This window comes from Mesorhizobium sp. M0058 (assembly GCF_040323095.1).
Classification (GTDB): Bacteria; Pseudomonadota; Alphaproteobacteria; order Rhizobiales; family Rhizobiaceae; genus Mesorhizobium.
In genome coordinates this window covers 23,027-41,541 of the sequence record NZ_JAMYUQ010000011.1, presented here as the reverse complement: position 1 = coordinate 41,541, position 18,515 = coordinate 23,027, and the positions used below count along the sequence as shown (strand labels likewise).

The 18,515-nt window shown below is 63.3% G+C and carries 16 protein-coding genes; 5 read left to right on the top strand and 11 right to left on the bottom strand.

Features of this window, described 5'->3' with window-relative positions; translation table 11 throughout:
- Positions 1 to 18: 18 nt before the first annotated feature.
- The 7 genes from NKJ75_RS19785 to NKJ75_RS19755 form a co-directional block, all read right to left on the bottom strand.
- The gene (locus NKJ75_RS19785) at positions 19 to 243 is read right to left on the bottom strand and encodes an aa3-type cytochrome c oxidase subunit IV (protein WP_023671340.1); all 225 of its coding nucleotides are present in this window, start codon (positions 241 to 243) and stop codon (positions 19 to 21) included.
- A gap of 164 nt (positions 244 to 407) precedes the next feature.
- Positions 408 to 557, bottom strand: coding sequence for a DUF3096 domain-containing protein (locus NKJ75_RS19780; RefSeq protein ID WP_023671341.1), 150 nt, complete (start codon positions 555 to 557; stop codon positions 408 to 410).
- A gap of 104 nt (positions 558 to 661) precedes the next feature.
- On the bottom strand, positions 662 to 1,429 hold the full coding sequence (locus NKJ75_RS19775; RefSeq protein ID WP_023671342.1) for an N-acyl amino acid synthase FeeM domain-containing protein: 768 nt from the start codon (positions 1,427 to 1,429) through the stop codon (positions 662 to 664).
- Positions 1,430 to 1,596: 167 nt separating this feature from the next.
- Entirely contained in the window at positions 1,597 to 3,939 is a 2,343-nt protein-coding gene (locus NKJ75_RS19770) for a putative bifunctional diguanylate cyclase/phosphodiesterase (RefSeq protein WP_502900280.1), read from the bottom strand.
- A gap of 112 nt (positions 3,940 to 4,051) precedes the next feature.
- Positions 4,052 to 7,522, bottom strand: a complete 3,471-nt coding sequence (locus NKJ75_RS19765) for an indolepyruvate ferredoxin oxidoreductase family protein (protein WP_352500071.1) — start codon at positions 7,520 to 7,522, stop codon at positions 4,052 to 4,054.
- A gap of 222 nt (positions 7,523 to 7,744) precedes the next feature.
- Positions 7,745 to 8,275, bottom strand: coding sequence for a hypothetical protein (locus tag NKJ75_RS19760; RefSeq protein WP_023694704.1), 531 nt, complete (start codon positions 8,273 to 8,275; stop codon positions 7,745 to 7,747).
- On the bottom strand, positions 8,268 to 8,876 hold the full coding sequence (locus NKJ75_RS19755; protein WP_023694705.1) for a CGNR zinc finger domain-containing protein: 609 nt from the start codon (positions 8,874 to 8,876) through the stop codon (positions 8,268 to 8,270). Before NKJ75_RS19755 ends, NKJ75_RS19760 begins: the two co-directional genes overlap by 8 nt.
- A 147-nt stretch (positions 8,877 to 9,023) precedes the next feature.
- Between NKJ75_RS19755 and NKJ75_RS19750 the strand changes: the two genes are divergently transcribed.
- From NKJ75_RS19750 to NKJ75_RS19735, 4 genes are all read left to right on the top strand, one after another.
- A complete protein-coding gene (locus tag NKJ75_RS19750; RefSeq protein WP_023695936.1) occupies positions 9,024 to 9,929 on the top strand; it encodes a branched-chain amino acid ABC transporter permease in 906 nt (301 codons plus the stop codon).
- A 197-nt stretch (positions 9,930 to 10,126) separates the two neighbouring features.
- Positions 10,127 to 10,732 carry a TRAP transporter small permease subunit gene (locus tag NKJ75_RS19745; RefSeq protein WP_023671348.1) on the top strand — a complete coding sequence of 202 codons (606 nt, stop codon included), beginning with the start codon at positions 10,127 to 10,129 and terminating at the stop codon, positions 10,730 to 10,732.
- Positions 10,729 to 12,507, top strand: coding sequence for a TRAP transporter large permease (locus tag NKJ75_RS19740; protein ID WP_023815966.1), 1,779 nt, complete (start codon positions 10,729 to 10,731; stop codon positions 12,505 to 12,507). Before NKJ75_RS19745 ends, NKJ75_RS19740 begins: the two co-directional genes overlap by 4 nt.
- Positions 12,508 to 12,540: 33 nt before the next feature.
- Positions 12,541 to 13,569 carry a zinc-dependent alcohol dehydrogenase family protein gene (locus NKJ75_RS19735; protein ID WP_023834801.1) on the top strand — a complete coding sequence of 343 codons (1,029 nt, stop codon included), beginning with the start codon at positions 12,541 to 12,543 and terminating at the stop codon, positions 13,567 to 13,569.
- 251 nt (positions 13,570 to 13,820) lie between these two features.
- On the opposite strand, the gene NKJ75_RS19730 is transcribed toward NKJ75_RS19735, so the two are convergent.
- On the bottom strand, positions 13,821 to 14,930 hold the full coding sequence (locus NKJ75_RS19730) for a TRAP transporter substrate-binding protein (protein ID WP_023725935.1): 1,110 nt from the start codon (positions 14,928 to 14,930) through the stop codon (positions 13,821 to 13,823).
- A gap of 295 nt (positions 14,931 to 15,225) precedes the next feature.
- Here NKJ75_RS19730 and NKJ75_RS19725 point away from each other — a divergent pair, with 295 nt between their 5' ends.
- On the top strand, positions 15,226 to 15,999 hold the full coding sequence (locus NKJ75_RS19725; RefSeq protein ID WP_023834802.1) for a gamma-glutamyl-gamma-aminobutyrate hydrolase family protein: 774 nt from the start codon (positions 15,226 to 15,228) through the stop codon (positions 15,997 to 15,999).
- A 10-nt stretch (positions 16,000 to 16,009) separates the two neighbouring features.
- Here the strand turns inward: NKJ75_RS19725 and NKJ75_RS19720 are convergent, their stop codons facing one another.
- From NKJ75_RS19720 to NKJ75_RS19710, 3 genes are all read right to left on the bottom strand, one after another.
- Positions 16,010 to 16,420 carry a hypothetical protein gene (locus NKJ75_RS19720; RefSeq protein WP_023671353.1) on the bottom strand — a complete coding sequence of 137 codons (411 nt, stop codon included), beginning with the start codon at positions 16,418 to 16,420 and terminating at the stop codon, positions 16,010 to 16,012.
- A gap of 82 nt (positions 16,421 to 16,502) precedes the next feature.
- Positions 16,503 to 17,486 (bottom strand): 2-hydroxyacid dehydrogenase, encoded by a 984-nt coding sequence (locus tag NKJ75_RS19715; RefSeq protein WP_352500070.1) that lies wholly within the window; start codon positions 17,484 to 17,486, stop codon positions 16,503 to 16,505.
- Entirely contained in the window at positions 17,483 to 18,505 is a 1,023-nt protein-coding gene (locus tag NKJ75_RS19710; RefSeq protein WP_023671355.1) for a LacI family DNA-binding transcriptional regulator, read from the bottom strand. The genes NKJ75_RS19715 and NKJ75_RS19710 overlap by 4 nt, the downstream gene beginning before the upstream one ends.
- Positions 18,506 to 18,515: the final 10 nt, after the last annotated feature.

The following is an 18,515-nucleotide window of genomic DNA, read 5'->3' as shown; positions in this document are numbered from 1 at the left end:
GGCAAGGGTCTGAAGAGACTATCGGAGAATGAAGGCGCCGAGGGCGAGGATCAGCACGAACAGGATGGTCGCGGAGAAGAAGCCGCCTGCGAAGAAGCCGAAAGCCATGGCCAGGAGCAGGGCGCCGCAGAACAGCGAGCCGTATTTGGCCAGCGCCAGAAAGCCATGATAGGTGCGGTCATGTTCGGCATAGTCCATCTTCGCGCCCAGTTCGACAGGACCGGTCGGCGTGTGATCAGCCATAGGAATACCCCTTCGAAGACATCTTTGAGGCACATAGCGAAAAGCCGGGCCAAGAGCAATGGCGCTATTGCCGCACGACCAGTGACAACAGCCTCAAAGGAATGTTGAAAGCCGGCAGTAGGGCTTGTCGCCGGCCTAACGTCGAACGTTGAGGGTTTTGCGTTTCAACCGGCTAAATGCGGAAACAGCCCGAGCAGCCCAATGACGATCAGATAGAGCGCGACGATGTAGTTGAGCAGCCGCGGCATCACCAGGATCAGCACGCCGGCAATCAGCGAGATCAGCGGGGTCAGTGCTAGCTCGGGAATATGCATGTCGGTTCCTTTCTATGGCCGCATCGGGGTCGTGACGTCCAGAACGCCGAAGCGGCCGGAAAGCTCCTCGCACCGGGCGCTAAAGTGCGCCGGCTTTGCCGACATTACGCTGCTTCGCGAAAATATTTGGCGGTGGGCAGGATGGTCAGCGGCGCGAGCTCGCCGGCCGGCGCCTTGGCAAACAGCATACGCCGCTCCAGCGCCGTCGACTGGAAGAAGGGAAAGCGCTCCAGCGTCGGGGCCATGTTCTGCTCGCAGATCGATTCATAGAAGAAGATCGGCATGGTGAAGGGCGGGTAGAGGCGCGGCTCGCCGACCTGCACCGATCCGAAGATGCGATGGTAGAAGGCCGTGTGCTCCTCGCGGATCATCGAAATGCAGCTGGTGGCGTTGAAGAAGGTGTTGGCGATAACCGCGAGCCGCAGCGTGACATAGGGCAGGGCGCGGTTGGCCGACGACATTTGCGGATCGATCGCCAACCGGCTCGGGTCGATGAAGGTTTCACCGCGCGCCAGCCGCAGCAGCAGCCGGTCGCCGAAAACGGTCATGATCGGCGCTTCGGGGGTCTCACGGGTCAAATGGTGGAGCCTGACGGTGCTGACCAGCTCGCCATCCATGAAGACGCCGAAACAGTAGCAATTGCGCACTTCGTCAAGGTGATCGACGAGCTTCTGTTCGGTAATGGTGTCAAGCAGGCCGTGTGTATGAAAGGCCTTGTAGCGCAGCCGGTAGACCGCTTCGAGATCCTCGCCGCTTTCGCAGCGCCGGTATTCGACACGCTCGAGGACGTCGAGGACGTTGCGGGCGAACAGGGAAGGCGGGCCAGATTTGACTGCCGCACCCGAAAGCACACCTGACTGATGCGTGTCCATTACTTCCCCTCGTACCGCCGCAGGAGAACAATACCGGACGACCGAAGGAACAAGAAGATGAAACTCTAATCGTCTGTGTTTACCGATCATTAACCTTAACAATCAGTTAACGTCTAGACAATACAACGCTTTTTAGACGGGCTTTTCAAGCGCAATTTAATGACGGGTCAGGGCGTGGCGAGTTTTGCCGCCGGCCGCAGCTCGGCGGCGAAAGGCCAGGTCACGTTGGACATGGTCTCAATGCCCGAGGCACTGAGTGCTGCGCCAAACAGGAAGCCCTGGACGAGGTCCGGCTTGACCGAATGCACCAGGATCTTCAGCTGTTCGAAGGTTTCCACACCTTCGATGGTGACGGTCAGCCCGAGCACGCGAGTCAGGTCGACGATGCCCTTCAACAAGTCGAGCGAACGCTTGTTCTGGGTCACGTCCATCAGGAACGAACGGTCGATCTTGATCTTGTCGAGCGGCAGCTTGTGGAGGTAGCTCAGGCTTGAATAGCCGGTGCCGAAATCGTCGAGCGCAATGCGCACGCCAAGCTGCTTCAGTTCCTCGATATACTGGCGCGTCAGCGATTTGTCGTCGAGCAGCGCGGTTTCGGTGACTTCGATCTCGAGGCGGCCAGCGGCGAGCCCCGATGTGGCAAGCGCGTCGCGAACCTTCTGGACGACGTCGCGGTTGCGGAAATCCTTGGCCGAAAGGTTGACCGAGACGCTGGTCTGGCCCGGCCATTTGGCGCATTCGGCGCAGGCAGCCGCGAGCACGAAGGTGCTGATCTCGGAGATGATGCCCATTTCTTCGGCCAGCGGAATGAAGATGCTGGGCGAAACCGGCCCGAGATCGGGATGATCCCAGCGGCACAGGGCCTCGCAGCTGGCGATGCGCATGGTGTTCATCGCCACGATCGGCTGATAGACCACCCGCAGCGCCTTGCCTTCGACCGCCGTGCGCAGGTCGGCCTTCATCAGCTGGCGGTTGCGGAACGCCGCATCCATCGCCGCCTCGAACAGCCGCCAGTTGTTCTTGCCGAGTTCCTTGGCCTTGTAGAGCGCCAGATCGGCCTTGACGATCATGGCGTCGACATCGGTGTCGTCGACCCTGGACAGCACGGCGCCCGCGCTTGCCTGGATGCGCAGACCGTGGCCTGCGACGTCGACCTCGCCCTGCAGATCGGCAAAGATCTGGTCGAGCAGGCCCGTCAGATGGCTTTCATCCTCGACGCGGTCGAAGAAGATCATGAACTCGTCGCCGCCGAAACGGCTGACATTGACGCCTTGCCCGGCGACGGCCGCCAGCCGCTCGGCAACGGCATAGATAAGTCCGTCGCCGACCGGATGGCCGAGGGTGTCGTTGACGCTCTTGAAATCGTCGAGATCGAGCACCGCCAGGGCGCACAGGCGGTCGCGGCTGCCCGACGCCATGGCTTCACCGACCAGCTCATGGAAATACGCGCGGTTCGGCAGGCCGGTAAGGCTGTCATAGCGCGCCATGAAGCGGATTTTTTCCTCAGCCTCGACGCGGGCGGTGACGTCCTCGAAGGTGATGACACCGAGATCCTGATTGCCTTCGCGGGCCGAGAACTCATAGTGCTGGCCATTGGAGAAGGAGACCAGCACCTTGCGGTCGCGGCCCTCGCGCAAGGCGCGCGTCAGCTGCGCTTCGACATAACGACAGTCTTTCGGCGCCAGCATGCCTCCGGCGACGCCGCGCAGGAGCAGCGAATGGATCGACCGCCCGAGCAGTTGGTCAGGCGAGCGCAGCGACATCAGATGCGCGGCTTCGGCATTGCCGACCACGACCTTGCCGTCGGGGCCGAGCATGACCAGGCCATGCGACATGGTGTTGAGCGCGCGGTTGAAGCGCTCGGCGAGCCTGGCGGCCGTCTTGCGCTCCGAAATGGCGTTGAACAGCACGGTGCGGACGTGGCTGGCCATCCGGGTGATGATGAAGATGAACGGCACGATGTAGAGGCCGAGGATGAAATCGCCGAGATGTCCCTTGAGCATCAGCCCGACCGCGATCGGCAGCACGACCGTGAAGGCCTGCACCGCAACCATGGTCTTGGAGCCGTAATTGCGGCCGACAATGGTCACCGTCGAGCCCATTATGACGGCGATGGCGGCGCTTTCCCCGAAGACATCGGGAATGAGATAGATTGAGGTGAAGCAGAAAAGCCCCATGAAGAAAGCCTGGATGGTGCCGCCAACCAGGTAGTAGCGTTCCCACTTCTTGGCTTGTTCATAAGTTTCGAAACTGCCTATGCGCAGGCCTTTGCGGATGCCGTAGTAACGGTAAAGCCCCGCCCCAAGCATAAGCCCGGCCAATGCAAGATAGGCCGGATGCCCCGAGGTAAAATAAACCAGAATGCCGATGAGGCCATGGCAAAATGCGCCAATCAGCAGGATCCCGGGATCGTTGAACAACGATCGCACGAACCCAGCATAGACGTCCTCACCTATCTCTGCGGCTTTGTTTTCTTGCATGGCCTGCGGTGTCGCACGAACCGCAGTCATGTCACATTCGCCTTAAGAAAGGTTTAGAGATGCCGTTTCGACGCTTGGCGTCAAGTCGGCTCCACCGGCGTAAACCGCGAAAATTCGTGTTCAGGTAAACAAGGCGTATCGATCACTCGGCGGCCTGAAGTTCAGGCCGCGCCGGCGTGTTGGCCAGCCGCTCGACAAGCCTTGTGCGCTCGCCCTCGGCCTTTTCGGCGCTGCCCTGCCTCACATGGCCGTAGCCGCGAATGAGCGCCGGCACCGAGGCAAGGGCGATGGCGGCCTCGATCCTGCCTGGCGCAAGTGCTTTGGCGACAAGCTCCAGATCGGCCTCATAGCCGGCCAGAAGCTGCCGCTCCATGCGCCGCTCAGTGCTGTAGCCGAACACGTCGAAGGCCGTGCCGCGCAGGCCTTTCAGCGCCGCCAGCAGGCGAAATCCCTTCATCATCCACGGGCCGAAGCTCGATTTCCTCGGCTTGCCGTCATTGCCGCGCCTGCCCATGATCGGCGGCGCCAGATGAAATTCGAGCTTTTCGTAGCTCTGGAACTGTTTTGAGAGCTCCATAGCGAAGGAGCCGTCGGTGTAGAGCCGCGCCACCTCATATTCGTCCTTGATCGCCATCAGCTTGAACAGATTTTTGGCGGCTGCCTCGGTCACCGCGGTCGAGCCGGGCACGGCCTTTGCCTCGGCGGCACGCAGGACCGCCAGCCGCTCGACATAGCGCCTGCCATAGGCGGCATTCTGATAGGCAGAGAGGAAAGCGACGCGGCGGGCGATGATATCGTCCAGCGTCTCGGCGATCTCAGTGGCCTTGCTCGGTTGCGCGATGAGGCCGCGCACAAACTCCGGCTGATGCGCGGCGCGCCGGCCCCAGCGGAAGGCGGCGATGTTCATCGCCACCGCCTCGCCATTCAATTCAATCGCTCTTTCAACGGCTTGCGCGGACAGCGGCAGCCCGCCATGCTGGAAAGCGAAGCCGAGCATGAACATGTTGGCGCCGAGCGAATTGCCGAACAATTGGGTGGCGGTGCGCGTGGCGTCGAAGAAATGGGTCTTGTCTTCGCCGGCGGCAGCACGGATCGCCTTCTTCAGGCGCTCGATGGGCAGCGAGAAATCGGCCGAACGGGCGAACTCGCCAGGCATGATCTCGGCGGTGTTGGCGAGGAAGATGGTATGGCCTTCGCGTACCGCGCCAAGCACCTTCTTGGCGCCCGAGACGACGAGGTCGCAGCCGAGCACCAGGTCCGCCTTGCCGGCCGAAACGCGGATCGCGTGGATGTCGTCCGGGGTGCGGGCGATGCGGACATGGGTGAACACCGAGCCGCCCTTCTGGGCGAGGCCGGCCATGTCGATCATGCCGCAGCCCTTGTCCTCGAGATGGGCGGCCATGCCGAGCACAGCACCTATGGTGACGACGCCGGTGCCGCCGACGCCGTCGATGATCGCCGCCCAACCCTCGCTACCGAGCGGGAATTCGGCCGGCACCGGCACGCCGTCAAGCGGGTCGGAGCGGCCGGCAATGCCTTCGGCCTTCCTGATCTTGGCGCCGTGCACGGTGACGAAGGACGGGCAGAAGCCGTTGACGCAGGAGAAATCCTTGTTGCAGCTCGACTGGTCTATTCTGCGCTTGCGGCCGAACTCGGTCTCGACCGGCTGGATCGAGACGCAGTTCGATTGCAGGCCGCAATCGCCGCAGCCCTCGCAGACCAGTTCGTTGATGAAGACCCGCTTGTCGGGATCCGGGAAGGTGCCGCGCTTGCGGCGGCGGCGCTTTTCGGCGGCGCAGGTCTGGTCGTAGAGCAGCACCGAGACGCCCTTGACGTCGCGCAGCTCGCGCTGGACGAGGTCGAGGTCGTCGCGGTGGTGGATGGTGGCGCCGGAGGGGAATTCGGCCTTCCCCGCATATTTCTCCGGCTCGTCGGTGACGATGGCGATGCGCTCGACGCCTTCGGCGCGCACCTGCCTGGCGATCATGTCGACAGTCAGGCCGCCCTCATGCGGCTGGCCGCCGGTCATGGCGACGGCGTCGTTGTAGAGGATCTTGTAGGTGATGTTGGCATCGGTCGACAGCGCGAAGCGGATCGCCAGCGTGCCGGAGTGATTGTAGGTCCCGTCGCCGAGATTCTGGAAAATGTGGCCGCGCTTGGAGAATGGCGCCTGGCCGACCCATTGTGCGCCCTCGCCGCCCATGGCGGTGAAGCCGACCGTGTTGCGGTCCATCCACAGCGCCATGAAATGGCAGCCGATACCGGCGGCGGCGATCGAGCCGACCGGCACCTTGGTCGAGGAATTGTGCGGGCAGCCGGAGCAGAAGAACGGCGTGCGCGAACCGATATCGCTGGTGTCGGCAAGCATCGCCTGGAACTGGCGCAGCTTTGCCACCTTGGCAGTGATCTCTTCCGAAGGGCCGATTGTGCGCAGGATGCGCTCGCCCAGCGCAATGGAGATCTCGTTGGGGTCGAGCGCGCCCTTGGCCGGGAACAGCCAGTCGCCGCGCTCGTCCTTCTTGCCGACGATCATCGGCTGGGTGGCGGTGCCGTAGAGGTTTTCGCGCAGTTGCACCTCGATCAGCGAGCGCTTCTCCTCGACGACGACGATGGTGTCGAGGCCGCGGGCGAATTCGGCGATATGCTGCAGGTCGAGCGGCCATGGGCAACCGACCTTGAACAGGCGGATGCCGATGCGGCCGGCGGCGGCCTCGTCGATGCCGATGTCTTCCAGCGCCTGGCGGACATCGAGATAGCTCTTGCCGAGCGTGATGATACCGAGCTTCGGCGCGCGGCCGCCCGAATAGACGATGCGGTTCAGGCCGTTGGCATGGATGAAGGCGGATGCAGCGGCGCGCTTGTATTCATGCAGCCGCTCCTCCTGGCCGAGCATGTCGATCTCATCGCGGATGTTGAGGCCGCCGGGCGGCATATCGAACTCCGGCACGACGATGTTCAGGCGCTCGAGCGCGGCATCGACGGAGGCCGTGGATTCGATGTTGTCCTTGACGCATTTGATAGCCGCCCAGGTGCCGGCGAAGCGCGACATGGCAAAGCCGTAGAGGCCGTAGTCGATGATCTCCTGAACGCCGGCCGGGTTGAGGATCGGCACCATGGTGTCGACGAACAGGAATTCGGTGGCGTGCGCATTGGTCGATGATTCGGCCATATGGTCGTCGCCCATCAGCGCAAGCACGCCGCCATACTTCGACGATCCCGCGAGGTTGGCGTGGCGGAAAACGTCGCCGGAGCGGTCGACGCCCGGACCCTTGCCGTACCAGACCGAAAATACCCCGTCATGCTTGCCTTCGCCCAGCAATTCCGTCTGCTGAGAGCCCCAGCAGGCGGTGGCGGCAAGCTCCTCGTTGAGGCCGGGCTGGAAAACGATGTCGGCCTGCGCCAGCTGCTTTTTCGCCCGCCACAGCTGCATATCGAGGCCGCCGAGCGGCGAGCCGCGATAACCGGACACGAAGCCGGCCGTGTTGAGGCCGGCCCGGCGGTCGCGCTCGCGCTGCATCAAAAGCATGCGGATGACCGCCTGTGCGCCGGACAGGAAGATGCGCTCCTTACCGAGATCGAACTTGTCGTCGAGCGCGACGTCGTGCAGCGTCATCAGGCATTTCCTCGGCGGAGGCAGCACCGGGGGGCGCGCAGCCAACGTAGGAGTGAGATGGCGCAGTCTTTCTCCGCTTGCAAGGCAGGTCAAACGAAATCGAAAGTGCCAGGCAAAGCGCAACGAACGATCCGCTGCCGTCGCGTATCCGGCACGAAATCGGTCCGCGGCGGTTGTCCGGCGACCGAAAATTTCCACGCAGTCGCGCCCGGCAAAGACGCGTCAGCCTTTCGAGCAATCCGGCTTCGGCTCACCCGGCAGCTTGCCGTCGGGATGGCCGGCAAGATCGGGATTGGCCGTATAGAGCTGGTCGACCACCAGCGGCCGGTCGGGAAGGATCGACTGGTCCTCGCTCGACATCAGCGTCGTGTCGATCTTCTGCAGGAACGTGCCGTCAGGACCCCTGATGCTGATGGAGATCGCATAGGGTTTGTCCTTGACGATGCAGGTGAGCGCCGGGCTCTCCAGGCTGACCTTGTCGAGCTTCGGCCAGACCTTCTGCTCGACTACCAGGGGAGGGCCGCCGGCCGGATTCTGGAAACTGGCGACCGCCACCTGGCCTTCGCCCATCGGCTGCAGGGGTCGCAGCGTCACGACATAGGTCGCCCGGGCGAGACGGTAGTTGAAGACGACGACCTTGCCGGAAACCTCGAACAGCTTGCCGTCGCCGCCGGTGTCGCGGCAGGCGCCAAGCGCAACGGCTGCAATGAGCGCAGCACCGACAAGGATTGAACGAAAAACAACCCTAAGCATTGTTGACCTCATGTGCCGCCGTGCGGCGGCGATAGTGACGGCTTGCTTTCTGGCGGTTGCCGCACACAGCCATATCGCACCAAAGGCGGCTGGAATTGCGGCTCCTGTCGAGAAACAGCCAGCTGCAATTGGGACAGATCCTGAGCCTGGCGACCGTGTCGTCGCGCAGCAGCGACAAGGCCGAAACCGCCAGCGCCGCCTCGAACGCGATCGGCGTCGATGGATCGCCGAACGGTCTACCCGGTGCGCCGATTTCGGCAGGGCTCCGATCGAGGCCGTTGGCGCAGGCCTTGAGAAAAGCGGCGAGGTCGCCGGCGGCAAGCGCACCTTTCGACACCGCGCCGCGAAACAGGCGGTCGGTCGTCTCGCGGATCGCCAGCACCACCGGCGCGATGCTGTCCGGCGAGGTCGCCTCTAGCGGTCTGCCGCCAAGCTCGGCACCGCGAAAGCCGGTTGCGGCGTTGGCGAAGCGCGCGATCTCGGCCGGATCGGCAAAACGGTCGAAAGTCTTTTCCGGATCGTTGCGCAACACCACGGTGTTGGCCGTATCGAGCGCAAGAATGCCGCCGGTGAAGCGATGTGGGCTCCAAGATACTGTCATATCAGAAATCTAACCGATAAATCGCGTTTGACAAGTTAGATTTACGATGCAAACCTTGGCGCGGGCTCCGGCGCAGGATTTTGTTGAGGCAAGTCGTTGCCCCAAAACCGCTTTGCACTTTTGGGCGACATGCCCTGAAAGCTGTCCATGCTCTATTTCTTCCAGCAGGTGCTGAACGGGCTGCATTCCGGCGCGCTCTATGCGCTGCTTGCCTTCGGCTACGTGCTGACCAATGGCATCCTGCACCGGACCAATCTCGCCTATGGCGCGCTGTTCGCCTTTTGCGGCCAGACGATGATCCTGACCGTGGCCTTCGGCTATCAGGTATTGTGGCTGACCTTGCTGGCGGCAGTGGTGCTCGGCGTCGTCACGGCTTTCCTTTATGCCGCGCTGATCGGCCACGTGCTGTCGCGCAGCGTCTTCGAACCGCTGGCCGACCGCACGCCCAATGCCATTGTGGTGACGACGCTCGGCATCCTGCTGGTGCTGTCGGAAGCAAGCCGTATCGCCGCCGACACGCATGATTGGTGGCTGCCGCCGATGCTGGCGCAGCCCATCGTTTTTGCTCAGGATGCCGGCTTCCAGGCGACGCTGACGCTGATCCAGCTCATCGATTGCGCGGTGGTTCTGGCGGCAATCATGCTCGCTGCATGGGCGTTTGCCCGCTCGGGCTTCGGCCGCCGCTGGCGCGCCGTCTCCGACGATCCCAAAGCGGCTGCCATGTGCGGCGTGGACGTGCGCGCAGTGTTCCGGCATGCGGTGCTGTTCGGCGGTTTCTGCGCCGCGCTGGCCGGAATCATGGCCGCCCTTTACTACGGCAATGTCAGCTTCGGCTCCGGCCTCGTCTACGGGCTGAAAATCCTGTTCGTGACGGCGGTGGGCGGCTATCTCTCTCCGCCTCGGGCCGCGCTCGGTGCGGCCGCCTTCGGCATGGCGGAGTCGCTATGGGCCGGCTATTTCCCGATCGAATGGCGCGATGGCTGGATGTATCTGTTCCTGGTCGCGGCACTTGTGCTGATCGGTCCCGGCCGCGACCAGCAGAAGATCGCCTGATCGCCGCATCCGCTGTCAGACTTTGGTTGCATGACGCAGCAGCCGGTCGGCACTTATCCCCTGCCTCCCGTCACGACGGCGTTGATCGCGCCCATGCCATGTTGACCCGCCGAACCACGCACGGCATACCGTTGGGCCACAGCGGCGCGACGGAAAATAGGGGAGCCGGCGCGCCTTCGACCTCAGGGAGGAAATGCATGGCAGGGCTGCTCGCTCTATCCAGAACGATCGACCGTATGAACGAGTTCATCGGCCGGTGGATATCGTGGCTGATCCTGCTGGCAATCCTGGTCAGCGCCGCCAATGCCATCATCCGCAAGGTCTTCGACGTCTCGTCGAATGCCTGGCTGGAACTGCAGTGGTACCTGTTCGGCGCCGCCTTCATGCTGGCCGCCGCCTACACGCTGAAACAGAACGACCATATCCGCATCGACATCGTCTACGGCATGTGGTCGCGCCGCGTGCAGCACTGGATCGACCTGCTCGGCCATGTCTTCTTCCTGATGCCGTTCGTGACGCTGATGGTGATCTATTTTATACCCTACGTGTCGCTGTCGTTCCGCAGCGGCGAAATGTCGAACAATTCCGGCGGCCTGATCATCTGGCCGGCCAAGGCGATCCTGCTCGTCGGCTTCTTTCTGCTGGCGCTGCAGGGCATCTCCGAGATCATCAAGAAGATCGCCATCATGCGCGGCGACATGGACGATCCCAATCCGTTCATCTCGGTGCACGAACAGGCCGAGCTCGAGGCGAAAGCCCTTGCCGAAGAAGCCAAGGCGCTCGCCCAGGAGGCGCGCCCATGATCGAGTTCATCGCCCAGAACATGGCGCCGATCATGTTCGCTTCGCTGATCATCTTCCTGCTGATCGGCTACCCCGTCGCTTTCTCGCTCGCCGCCAACGGCCTGATGTTCTTCTTCATCGGTGTCGTGCTGTCGCCCTATTCGGGCGGCTCGATCAACCTGGCGTGGCCGCTGCTGCATGCGCTGCCCGACAATTTCTACGGCAGCCGGGTGATGTCGAACGACACGCTCTTGGCAATCCCGTTCTTCACCTTCATGGGCATCGTGCTGGAACGATCGGGCATGGCCGAGGACCTGCTCGACACGATCGGCCAGCTGTTCGGCCCGGTTCGCGGCGGCCTTGCCTATGCGGTGATTTTCGTCGGCGCGCTGCTTGCCGCGACCACGGGCGTGGTCGCGGCTTCGGTCATCGCCATGGGCCTGATCTCGCTGCCGATCATGCTGCGCTACGGCTATGACCGACGACTGGCGTCGGGCGTCATCGCGGCATCCGGCACACTCGCCCAGATCATCCCGCCGTCGCTGGTGCTGATCGTTCTGGCCGACCAGCTCGGCCGTTCGGTCGGCGACATGTATGCCGGCGCGCTGATCCCCGGCCTGGTGCTGACCGGCCTTTACACGCTCTACATCCTGATCATGTCGGTCGTCCGGCCGAACTCGATGCCGGCGTTGCCGCTGGCGGCCCGCACGCTTGGCCACGGCGTGCTGTCGCTGCTCGCGGCACTGCTGGTGGCAGTCGCGGCTTCCTATGCGGCCTATCGCTACCTTGCGCCGGCGCATGGCGACAATGCCGATATCCTTGGCGCCAGCATCGGCGTGATCCTGATCTATATCGTGGCGATCGCCGACAAGGGCCTGAACATCAACATGATGTCCAGGCTGGCGCAGCAGGTGATCATCGTTTTGATCCCGCCTCTGGCACTGATCTTCCTGGTGCTGGGCACCATCTTCCTCGGCATCGCAACCCCGACGGAGGGCGGCGCCATGGGCGCGGTTGGCGCCCTGGCGATGGCGGCAATGAAGGGGCGGTTGTCGCTGGAGGTCATCAAGCAGGCGCTGGCTTCGACGACCAGGCTTTCCTCCTTCGTGCTGTTCATCCTGATCGGCGCGCGGGTGTTCTCGCTGACCTTCTACGGCGTCAACGGCCACGTCTGGGTCGAGCATTTGTTGACGTCGCTGCCGGGCGGCGAAGTCGGCTTCCTGATCGGCGTCAACATCCTGGTCTTCGTGCTCGCCTTCTTCCTCGATTTCTTCGAGCTCGCCTTCATCATCGTGCCGCTTTTGGCGCCGGCAGCCGATAAGCTCGGCATCGACCTGATCTGGTTCGGCGTGCTGCTCGGCGTCAACATGCAGACCTCCTTCATGCACCCGCCTTTCGGCTTTGCGCTGTTCTACCTGCGCTCGGTCGCCGCGCGCGTGCCCTATCTCGATCGCCTCACCGGCAAGCAGATCGCGCCGGTGACCACCGGCCAGATCTATTGGGGCGCCGTGCCCTTCGTCTGCATCCAGGTGATCATGATCGGGCTGACCATCGCCTTCCCGCAAATGGTCATGCGCTACAAGGGTGCGGCCGTCGATCCGGGAACGATCGAGATCAACTTGCCTGATATGCCAGGCCTTGCGCCTCTCGGCACACCACCACCAGCCAACGGTGGCCCATCACCCGCGGCGCCACCGTCGAACGATCTCTCGCAGCCGCCGAATTTCGGCGAGACGCCGCCCGCCAAGCCGGCGGCGCCGGCGACCGACCTGTCGCAGCCGCCGAACTTCAACTGATGTGTGAACACTGAGAACCTGAGTGAGGATGTCATGAGAGCCGTGCGCCTGGAAGCCGTGGGCAGCATTGCGCTACGGGAGGTCGACAAGCCTGTTGCGGGACCGCAGGACGTTCTGGTGCGCGTCGAAGCCTGCGGCGTTTGCGGCACCGACCGTCACCTCCTCCACGGCGAATTCCCTTCGAGCCCGCCGGTGACGCTTGGTCACGAATTCTGCGGCATCGTGGAGGCTGTCGGTGATGCGGTTTCCGGCATCGCCATCGGTGACCGTGTTACCGGCGATCCCAACATCTTCTGCGGACGCTGCAGTCATTGTCGGGCTGGCCGGGTCAATTTGTGCAGCAATCTCAGGGCCATCGGCATCCATCGCGACGGCGGCTTCGCCGACTACGTCGTGATGCCGCAGAGCCAGGCCTTTCTTCTGCCTGCGAACCTCAAGCCAACGCATGGCGCCTTCTGCGAGCCGCTGGCCTGCTGCCTGCACGCTGTCGACCTCGCCGGAATCAGACCCGGCGCTGCCGTGGTGGTGCTTGGTGGCGGCGTCATCGGCCTGCTTACCGTGCAATTGGCGAGGCTCGCAGGAGCGGCGACCATCATCCTGTCGACGCGGCAGGCCTCCCGCCGTGCGCTCGCCGAAGAGCTCGGTGCAACGACGACGGTCGACCCAAACGCGGTCGACCCGATCGAGGCGATCGCCGGCCCAGCCGGCCTTGTGCCCGGCGGGGCCGACGTGGTGCTCGAATGCGCCGGTGTCCCCGATACCGTCGAACAATCGATGCGGCTGGCGAAGTCCGGCGGCTCGGTGGTGATCGTCGGCGTGATGCCGCAAGGCGTGAAAGTGCCCTTCGAACCGTTCGACATCCTGTTTCGCGAGCTGAAGGTTCTCGGCTCGTTCATCAATCCCTTCACCCACAGGCGGGCGGCGGACCTTGTCGCGTCCGGCGCAATCGAGATCGACAAGCTCATCTCAAGGCAGGTCGGCCTGGAGGAAGCCGCCTCGGTGATCGCCAATCCGGCAGCGCCGGGCGAGGTCAAGGTGTTGGTGGTGCCGGGCAGGGAATGAAGGGCAGCCTCAATCCTGCGGTGTTGGCGATTGGCGAAACGGCGATGACCGCGCCCCTCTCCCCGTCACTATACGGGGAGAGGATGCCGGCAGGCAGGTGAGGTGCAGCGTCAACGCTTGGAAAGATAAGCTATAATTTCGGGGCGGCTACCAAGCCCAAGGCGATCAATCGCCGAAGTTTGCACCGCCCCTCATCCACCTGCCGGGACCTTCTCCCCGTATAGTGACGGGGAGAAGGGACAGATCCCAGCCTACAGTTTGCCGTTGCGCTGCTGGACCATCATGAAGGTGTCGTAATTGTACTCGGCCACCTGCGCCCACAGATAGTGCTCCTTGCGGAAGCCCTTGATCGAGTCCCAGATCTTCTTGAACGGTGCGTTGGTGGCTTCCATTTCGGTGTAGACCTCATTGGCCTTCTCGAAACAGGCGGCCATGATGTCCTGGCTGAACGGGCGCAATTTCGCGCCGCCGGCCACCAGCCGCTTGACTGCTGCAGGATTGAGGTAGTCGTATTTCTGCAGCATGTTGGCGTCCGCCGCGTGCGCGGCCGTGTGCACCAGCGACTTGTAGGCCGGCGAAAGCTCTTCGTACTTCGCCTTGTTGAACAGGAGATGGACGGTCGGGCCGCCTTCCCACCAGCCGGGATAGTAGTAATAGGGCGCGACCTTGTAGAAGCCGAGCTTCTCGTCATCATAGGGGCCGACCCATTCGGCGGCGTCGATCGTGCCTTTTTCCAGCGCCGGATAGATGTCGCCACCGGCGATCTGCTGCGGTACGACGCCGAGCTTCGAGACCACTTTGCCGGCAAAGCCGCCGATGCGCATCTTGAGGCCGGAGAGATCGGCGACGGTGTTGATCTCCTTGCGGAACCAGCCGCCCATCTGCACGCCGGTGTTGCCGCCGGGCAGGCCGAACAGGCCTTGCGTGGCGAGAAACTCGTTGAACAGGTCGATGCCGCCGCCATGATAGTGCCAGGCATTCATGCCGCGCGCGTTGAGCGAGAACGGCACCGCCGCACCGAGCGCCCATGTCGGGTCCTTGCCCCAATAATAGTATGACACCGTGTGGCAGGCCTCGACGGTGCCGGCCGTGGTGGCGTCGGCGGCCTGCAGGCCGGGTACGAGTTCGCCGGAGGCGAAGACCTGGACCTGGAAATTGCCGTCCGTCGCCTCAGACAGCATCTTGGAGAAGACTTCCGCGCCGCCATAGATCGTATCGAGTGACTTGGGGAAGGACGACGCCAACCGCCACGTCACTTTCGGATTGGACTGGGCGATTGCCGGTGCGGCTAGCGTCGCGGCAGCCGCCGCAGCGCCCACGCCGGTGACCCCGGCCTTGCGGATGAATGAACGACGATCCATGCAGAACCTCCCTTTTGGACCAACAAACCGACATCAGGGACATCTCCTCGCGCCCGGTATCGATTTGCCGAAACAATACACGGGCAAGGGGTCGAGTCCAGCATGGCAGCGGGATTTGACGGCGGCGCTGGCGACAAATCCGCCGGCCGGCCAGCCAGCCTGCAACTATAGTCTAACGGTCGCGCGTGGCCCATGCGAGATGGCGAAACTTGCCATGGAAAAGCGCCTTCGGATCGCCTATTTTGCAGGCACAATAGATTATTCGCTTCGCTCCAAATGGAATCCGGACCCAAAAATGCACCAGCCGCTCGTCGCCATATCGACCGACGTCCGTCAGTTCGACAACTACACCTGGCATGCCGTCCCGCAGCAATATATCGAGGCAGCACTTTCCGGCGCCGGCGTGTTCCCGCTTTTGGTGCCGTCCTTCGGCGACCGGCTCGATTTCGACGAGCTGTTGTCCTCGGTCGACGGTGTCATGGTCACCGGCTCGAAGTCCAACGTGCATCCATCGCTCTATGGCGGCGACGCCAGCGAAGCCAACGGCCCCTACGACCCGGCGCGCGATTCCACCACGCTGCCGCTGATCCGCAAGGCGATCGAGCGCGGCGTGCCGCTGCTTGCCATCTGCCGCGGCATCCAGGAGTTGAACGTTGCGCTGGGCGGCACGCTTGGCACCGAGATCCAGGAGCGCGAAGGCTCGCTCGACCATCGCGCGCCGGTGAGCGACAACCAGGACGAACGCTTCGCCATTCACCAGACCATTTCGATCAAGCCGGGCAGCTGCCTGGCCGGCGTGTTTGGCGCCGGCGACATCAAGGTCAACTCGCTGCACCGCCAAGGCATCGACCGGCTCGGCTCGAAGCTGCAGGTCGAGGCGGTTGCCGGCGACGGCACGGTGGAGGCAGTTTCGGTGAAGGACGCCCGCGCCTTCGCCGTCGGCGTGCAATGGCACCCCGAATACTGGGTCAAGTCGGACAACAACTCGGCCAAGATCTTCCGCGCCTTCGGCGATGCGGTGCGGCTGCATGCGACGGCGAAGGCCGGTGCACGGGCGGCGGCGGAATAAATCCCGGCGATCAATTGCCGGCGGATTGATCCCGTTCGCCGGTTGTCGCCAGCGACAGCAGTGGCGTGGCCGGAGCGTAGGATTCGTAGCCGTCGCCATCCGCAACCGAGAAGGTGACGATCGGGTCGGTGCCGTCGGCGCTGAACGCGATCGTGCCGTCCTCGCCCTCTCGCCAGAATTTTGCCCGCTCGATGCCGGGCAGCAGCCCGCGGCAATTCGGCGCCACGGTCAACAGCGACAGGCCATCGTCAATCGCGGCGCCGCGGCTAACCGCGCAGTCGCCTTCGTCGCCATTGGCGACCAGCCTGAAGGTGGTTGCCGGCCTTGCTTCATTGGCCGAACTTTCACTGCTGCCGCCGTGAAACAGCTGAAAGCCGGCGAAAAGTGCCGCTGCCGCAATCGATGCCGGAAGTTTCGTCATCTTGCACTCCGCGCCCCCCGGCGCAGATGCAGAATGATTTCAAAGCGTTAAGCCGACGTTAACGAGTGTGGCAGAGAGCCGCTCAGCTTCGTGGCTTGACTTGCGCCGTCTCCGGCACCGGGGTCAGTGGCCGGCGCTCGCTGAACCAGGATACCAGATTGTCGACGCACAGATCCGCCATGGCGCGGCGCGTGTGGTGCGAGGCCGAGCCGACATGGGGCAAAAACGAGGTGTTGGGCGCCTCCAGCAAAGCCTTGGGCACATTCGGTTCATCGGCGAAAACATCGAGCCCGGTGGCGGCAATGGTGCCGTTGGCAAGCGCTACGGCGAGGTCTGCCTCGTCAACCGTGCTGCCACGGCCGATGTTGACGAAAACGCCGTTGGCGCCAAGCGCCGCCAGGATTTCGGCATTGACCGCCTTCTCCGTGGAAGCGCCGCCCGGCACTACGGAAATCAGCGTATCGACCGCTTCGGCAAGGCCCTTCAGCGTCGGGTGGTATTCATAAGCCAGACCTTCGACCCTGCGCCTGTTGTGGTAGGCCACCGGCAGCCCGAACGCTTCCAGCCGGCGCGCAATGGCAAGGCCGATGCGGCCCATGCCGAAAATGCCGACATGCCGACCGCGCAAGGTCAGCCGGCTCAGGGGATAGTTGCCCTTCTTCACCCAACTGCCGTCGCGCAGCCATTTCTCGGCCTTGTAAAGTTCACGCACGGTGTTGAGCAAAAGGCCGATCGTGGTGTCGGCGACCTCCTCGGTCAAAACATCGGGGGTGTTGGTGACCATGATGTTTTTCTTGGCCGCATGGCCGGCATCGACCGAATCATAGCCGACGCCGAAGGAGGCGATGAGTTCGAGGTTGGGCAATGCATCCATCAATGCCGCATTGACGCCGGCGAAGGACGCAATGGCGCGCACGTCATGGCGCATCTCGTCGGTGACCAGGGCGGGATCGGCGCGCTCTATCTTGACCCGCTTGAAGGTGCGGTCGATGCGCTCGACCGCATGGTCGTTGAAATGTCCTGGCACCAGAACGGCGACGGTCTGCAACGCATCAGTCTTGGTCATGCACGCTCCACCGGCTTGCCGGTCGACTGGCGCACATGCAGTTCCGGCTTGATCAGTTCCTGTGACGGCCGTACCGCCTGTCCGTTCAGCTTGTCGAGCAGCGCGCTGGCGGCACGGCGGCCGACCTCTCGCTGGCCATTCCAGACTGTGGTGAGCGCCGGTGTCGCGATTGCCGCCTCCTCGAGATCGTCATAGCCGGTCACCGAGATGTCGGCGCCCGGCACCAGGCCGGCGCGGGCAATGCCGTTCATCAGGCCGATGGCGACCAGATCATTCCAGCAGCAAGCGGCGGTTGGCTTGTCTTTAAGCGCCAAAAACTGTCCAGCCGCCTCGAATCCGCCCTGCTTGGTGCGCGGCCCGGCGATGCGCCAGGACGGCCTGACCTCAAGCCCGGCGGCCTCCATGGCGTTGAGATAGCCCTGGTAGCGGTCGCGCCCTGTCGAGGTCTGGTCGGTGCCGCCGATCATGGCGATGCGCTTGTGCCCGAGCGAGATCAGATGATTGGTGGCAAGTGCCGTGCCATAGGCATCGTCACCACGAAACACCGGCACGTCGGCGCCTTCCACGCTGCGTGCGATCAGCACCGCAGGCAGGCCGTTTTCCTCGGCCATGACGATGTCGGAGGCCGGCGTGCCGATGGCCGGGGACATGATGACGCCGTCGGCGCCGAGCTGCAGCAGCGTATCGATGAAGGTGCGTTGCTTTTCCAGCTGGTCGTAGTGATTGGACAGGATGAAGGTCTGCCGGCTGCGATCGAGTTCGCTTTCGATGGAGCGCAGGATCTCGGCGAAGAACGGGTTCATGATGTCGTGCACGACGACGCCGACAATCCCCGAGCGCGAGGTGCGCAGTGAGGCGGCGCGGCGGTTGTAGATATAACCGATGGCCCGCGCATGCTCCTTGATGCGGTCACGCGTGGCGCCTGCGACCAGTGGACTGTCGCGCAAGGCGAGGGAGACCGTGGCCGTGGAGACGCCAAGCGCATCCGCGATCGTCGAAAGCTTGATCTTTTGTGCCAGCCCTTCGCTC

Excerpts from the sequence above, each read along its gene's own strand:
- NKJ75_RS19785 (WP_023671340.1), bottom strand. The coding sequence starts at position 243 with ATGGCTGATCACACGCCGACCGGTCCTGTCGAACTGGGCGCGAAGATG.
- NKJ75_RS19780 (WP_023671341.1), bottom strand. The coding sequence starts at position 557 with ATGCATATTCCCGAGCTAGCACTGACCCCGCTGATCTCGCTGATTGCC.
- NKJ75_RS19775 (WP_023671342.1), bottom strand. The coding sequence starts at position 1,429 with ATGGACACGCATCAGTCAGGTGTGCTTTCGGGTGCGGCAGTCAAATCT.
- NKJ75_RS19770 (WP_502900280.1), bottom strand. The coding sequence starts at position 3,939 with ATGACTGCGGTTCGTGCGACACCGCAGGCCATGCAAGAAAACAAAGCC.
- NKJ75_RS19765 (WP_352500071.1), bottom strand. The coding sequence starts at position 7,522 with ATGACGCTGCACGACGTCGCGCTCGACGACAAGTTCGATCTCGGTAAG.
- NKJ75_RS19760 (WP_023694704.1), bottom strand. The coding sequence starts at position 8,275 with ATGCTTAGGGTTGTTTTTCGTTCAATCCTTGTCGGTGCTGCGCTCATT.
- NKJ75_RS19755 (WP_023694705.1), bottom strand. The coding sequence starts at position 8,876 with ATGACAGTATCTTGGAGCCCACATCGCTTCACCGGCGGCATTCTTGCG.
- NKJ75_RS19750 (WP_023695936.1), top strand. The coding sequence starts at position 9,024 with ATGCTCTATTTCTTCCAGCAGGTGCTGAACGGGCTGCATTCCGGCGCG.
- NKJ75_RS19745 (WP_023671348.1), top strand. The coding sequence starts at position 10,127 with ATGGCAGGGCTGCTCGCTCTATCCAGAACGATCGACCGTATGAACGAG.
- NKJ75_RS19740 (WP_023815966.1), top strand. The coding sequence starts at position 10,729 with ATGATCGAGTTCATCGCCCAGAACATGGCGCCGATCATGTTCGCTTCG.
- NKJ75_RS19735 (WP_023834801.1), top strand. The coding sequence starts at position 12,541 with ATGAGAGCCGTGCGCCTGGAAGCCGTGGGCAGCATTGCGCTACGGGAG.
- NKJ75_RS19730 (WP_023725935.1), bottom strand. The coding sequence starts at position 14,930 with ATGGATCGTCGTTCATTCATCCGCAAGGCCGGGGTCACCGGCGTGGGC.
- NKJ75_RS19725 (WP_023834802.1), top strand. The coding sequence starts at position 15,226 with ATGCACCAGCCGCTCGTCGCCATATCGACCGACGTCCGTCAGTTCGAC.
- NKJ75_RS19720 (WP_023671353.1), bottom strand. The coding sequence starts at position 16,420 with ATGACGAAACTTCCGGCATCGATTGCGGCAGCGGCACTTTTCGCCGGC.
- NKJ75_RS19715 (WP_352500070.1), bottom strand. The coding sequence starts at position 17,486 with ATGACCAAGACTGATGCGTTGCAGACCGTCGCCGTTCTGGTGCCAGGA.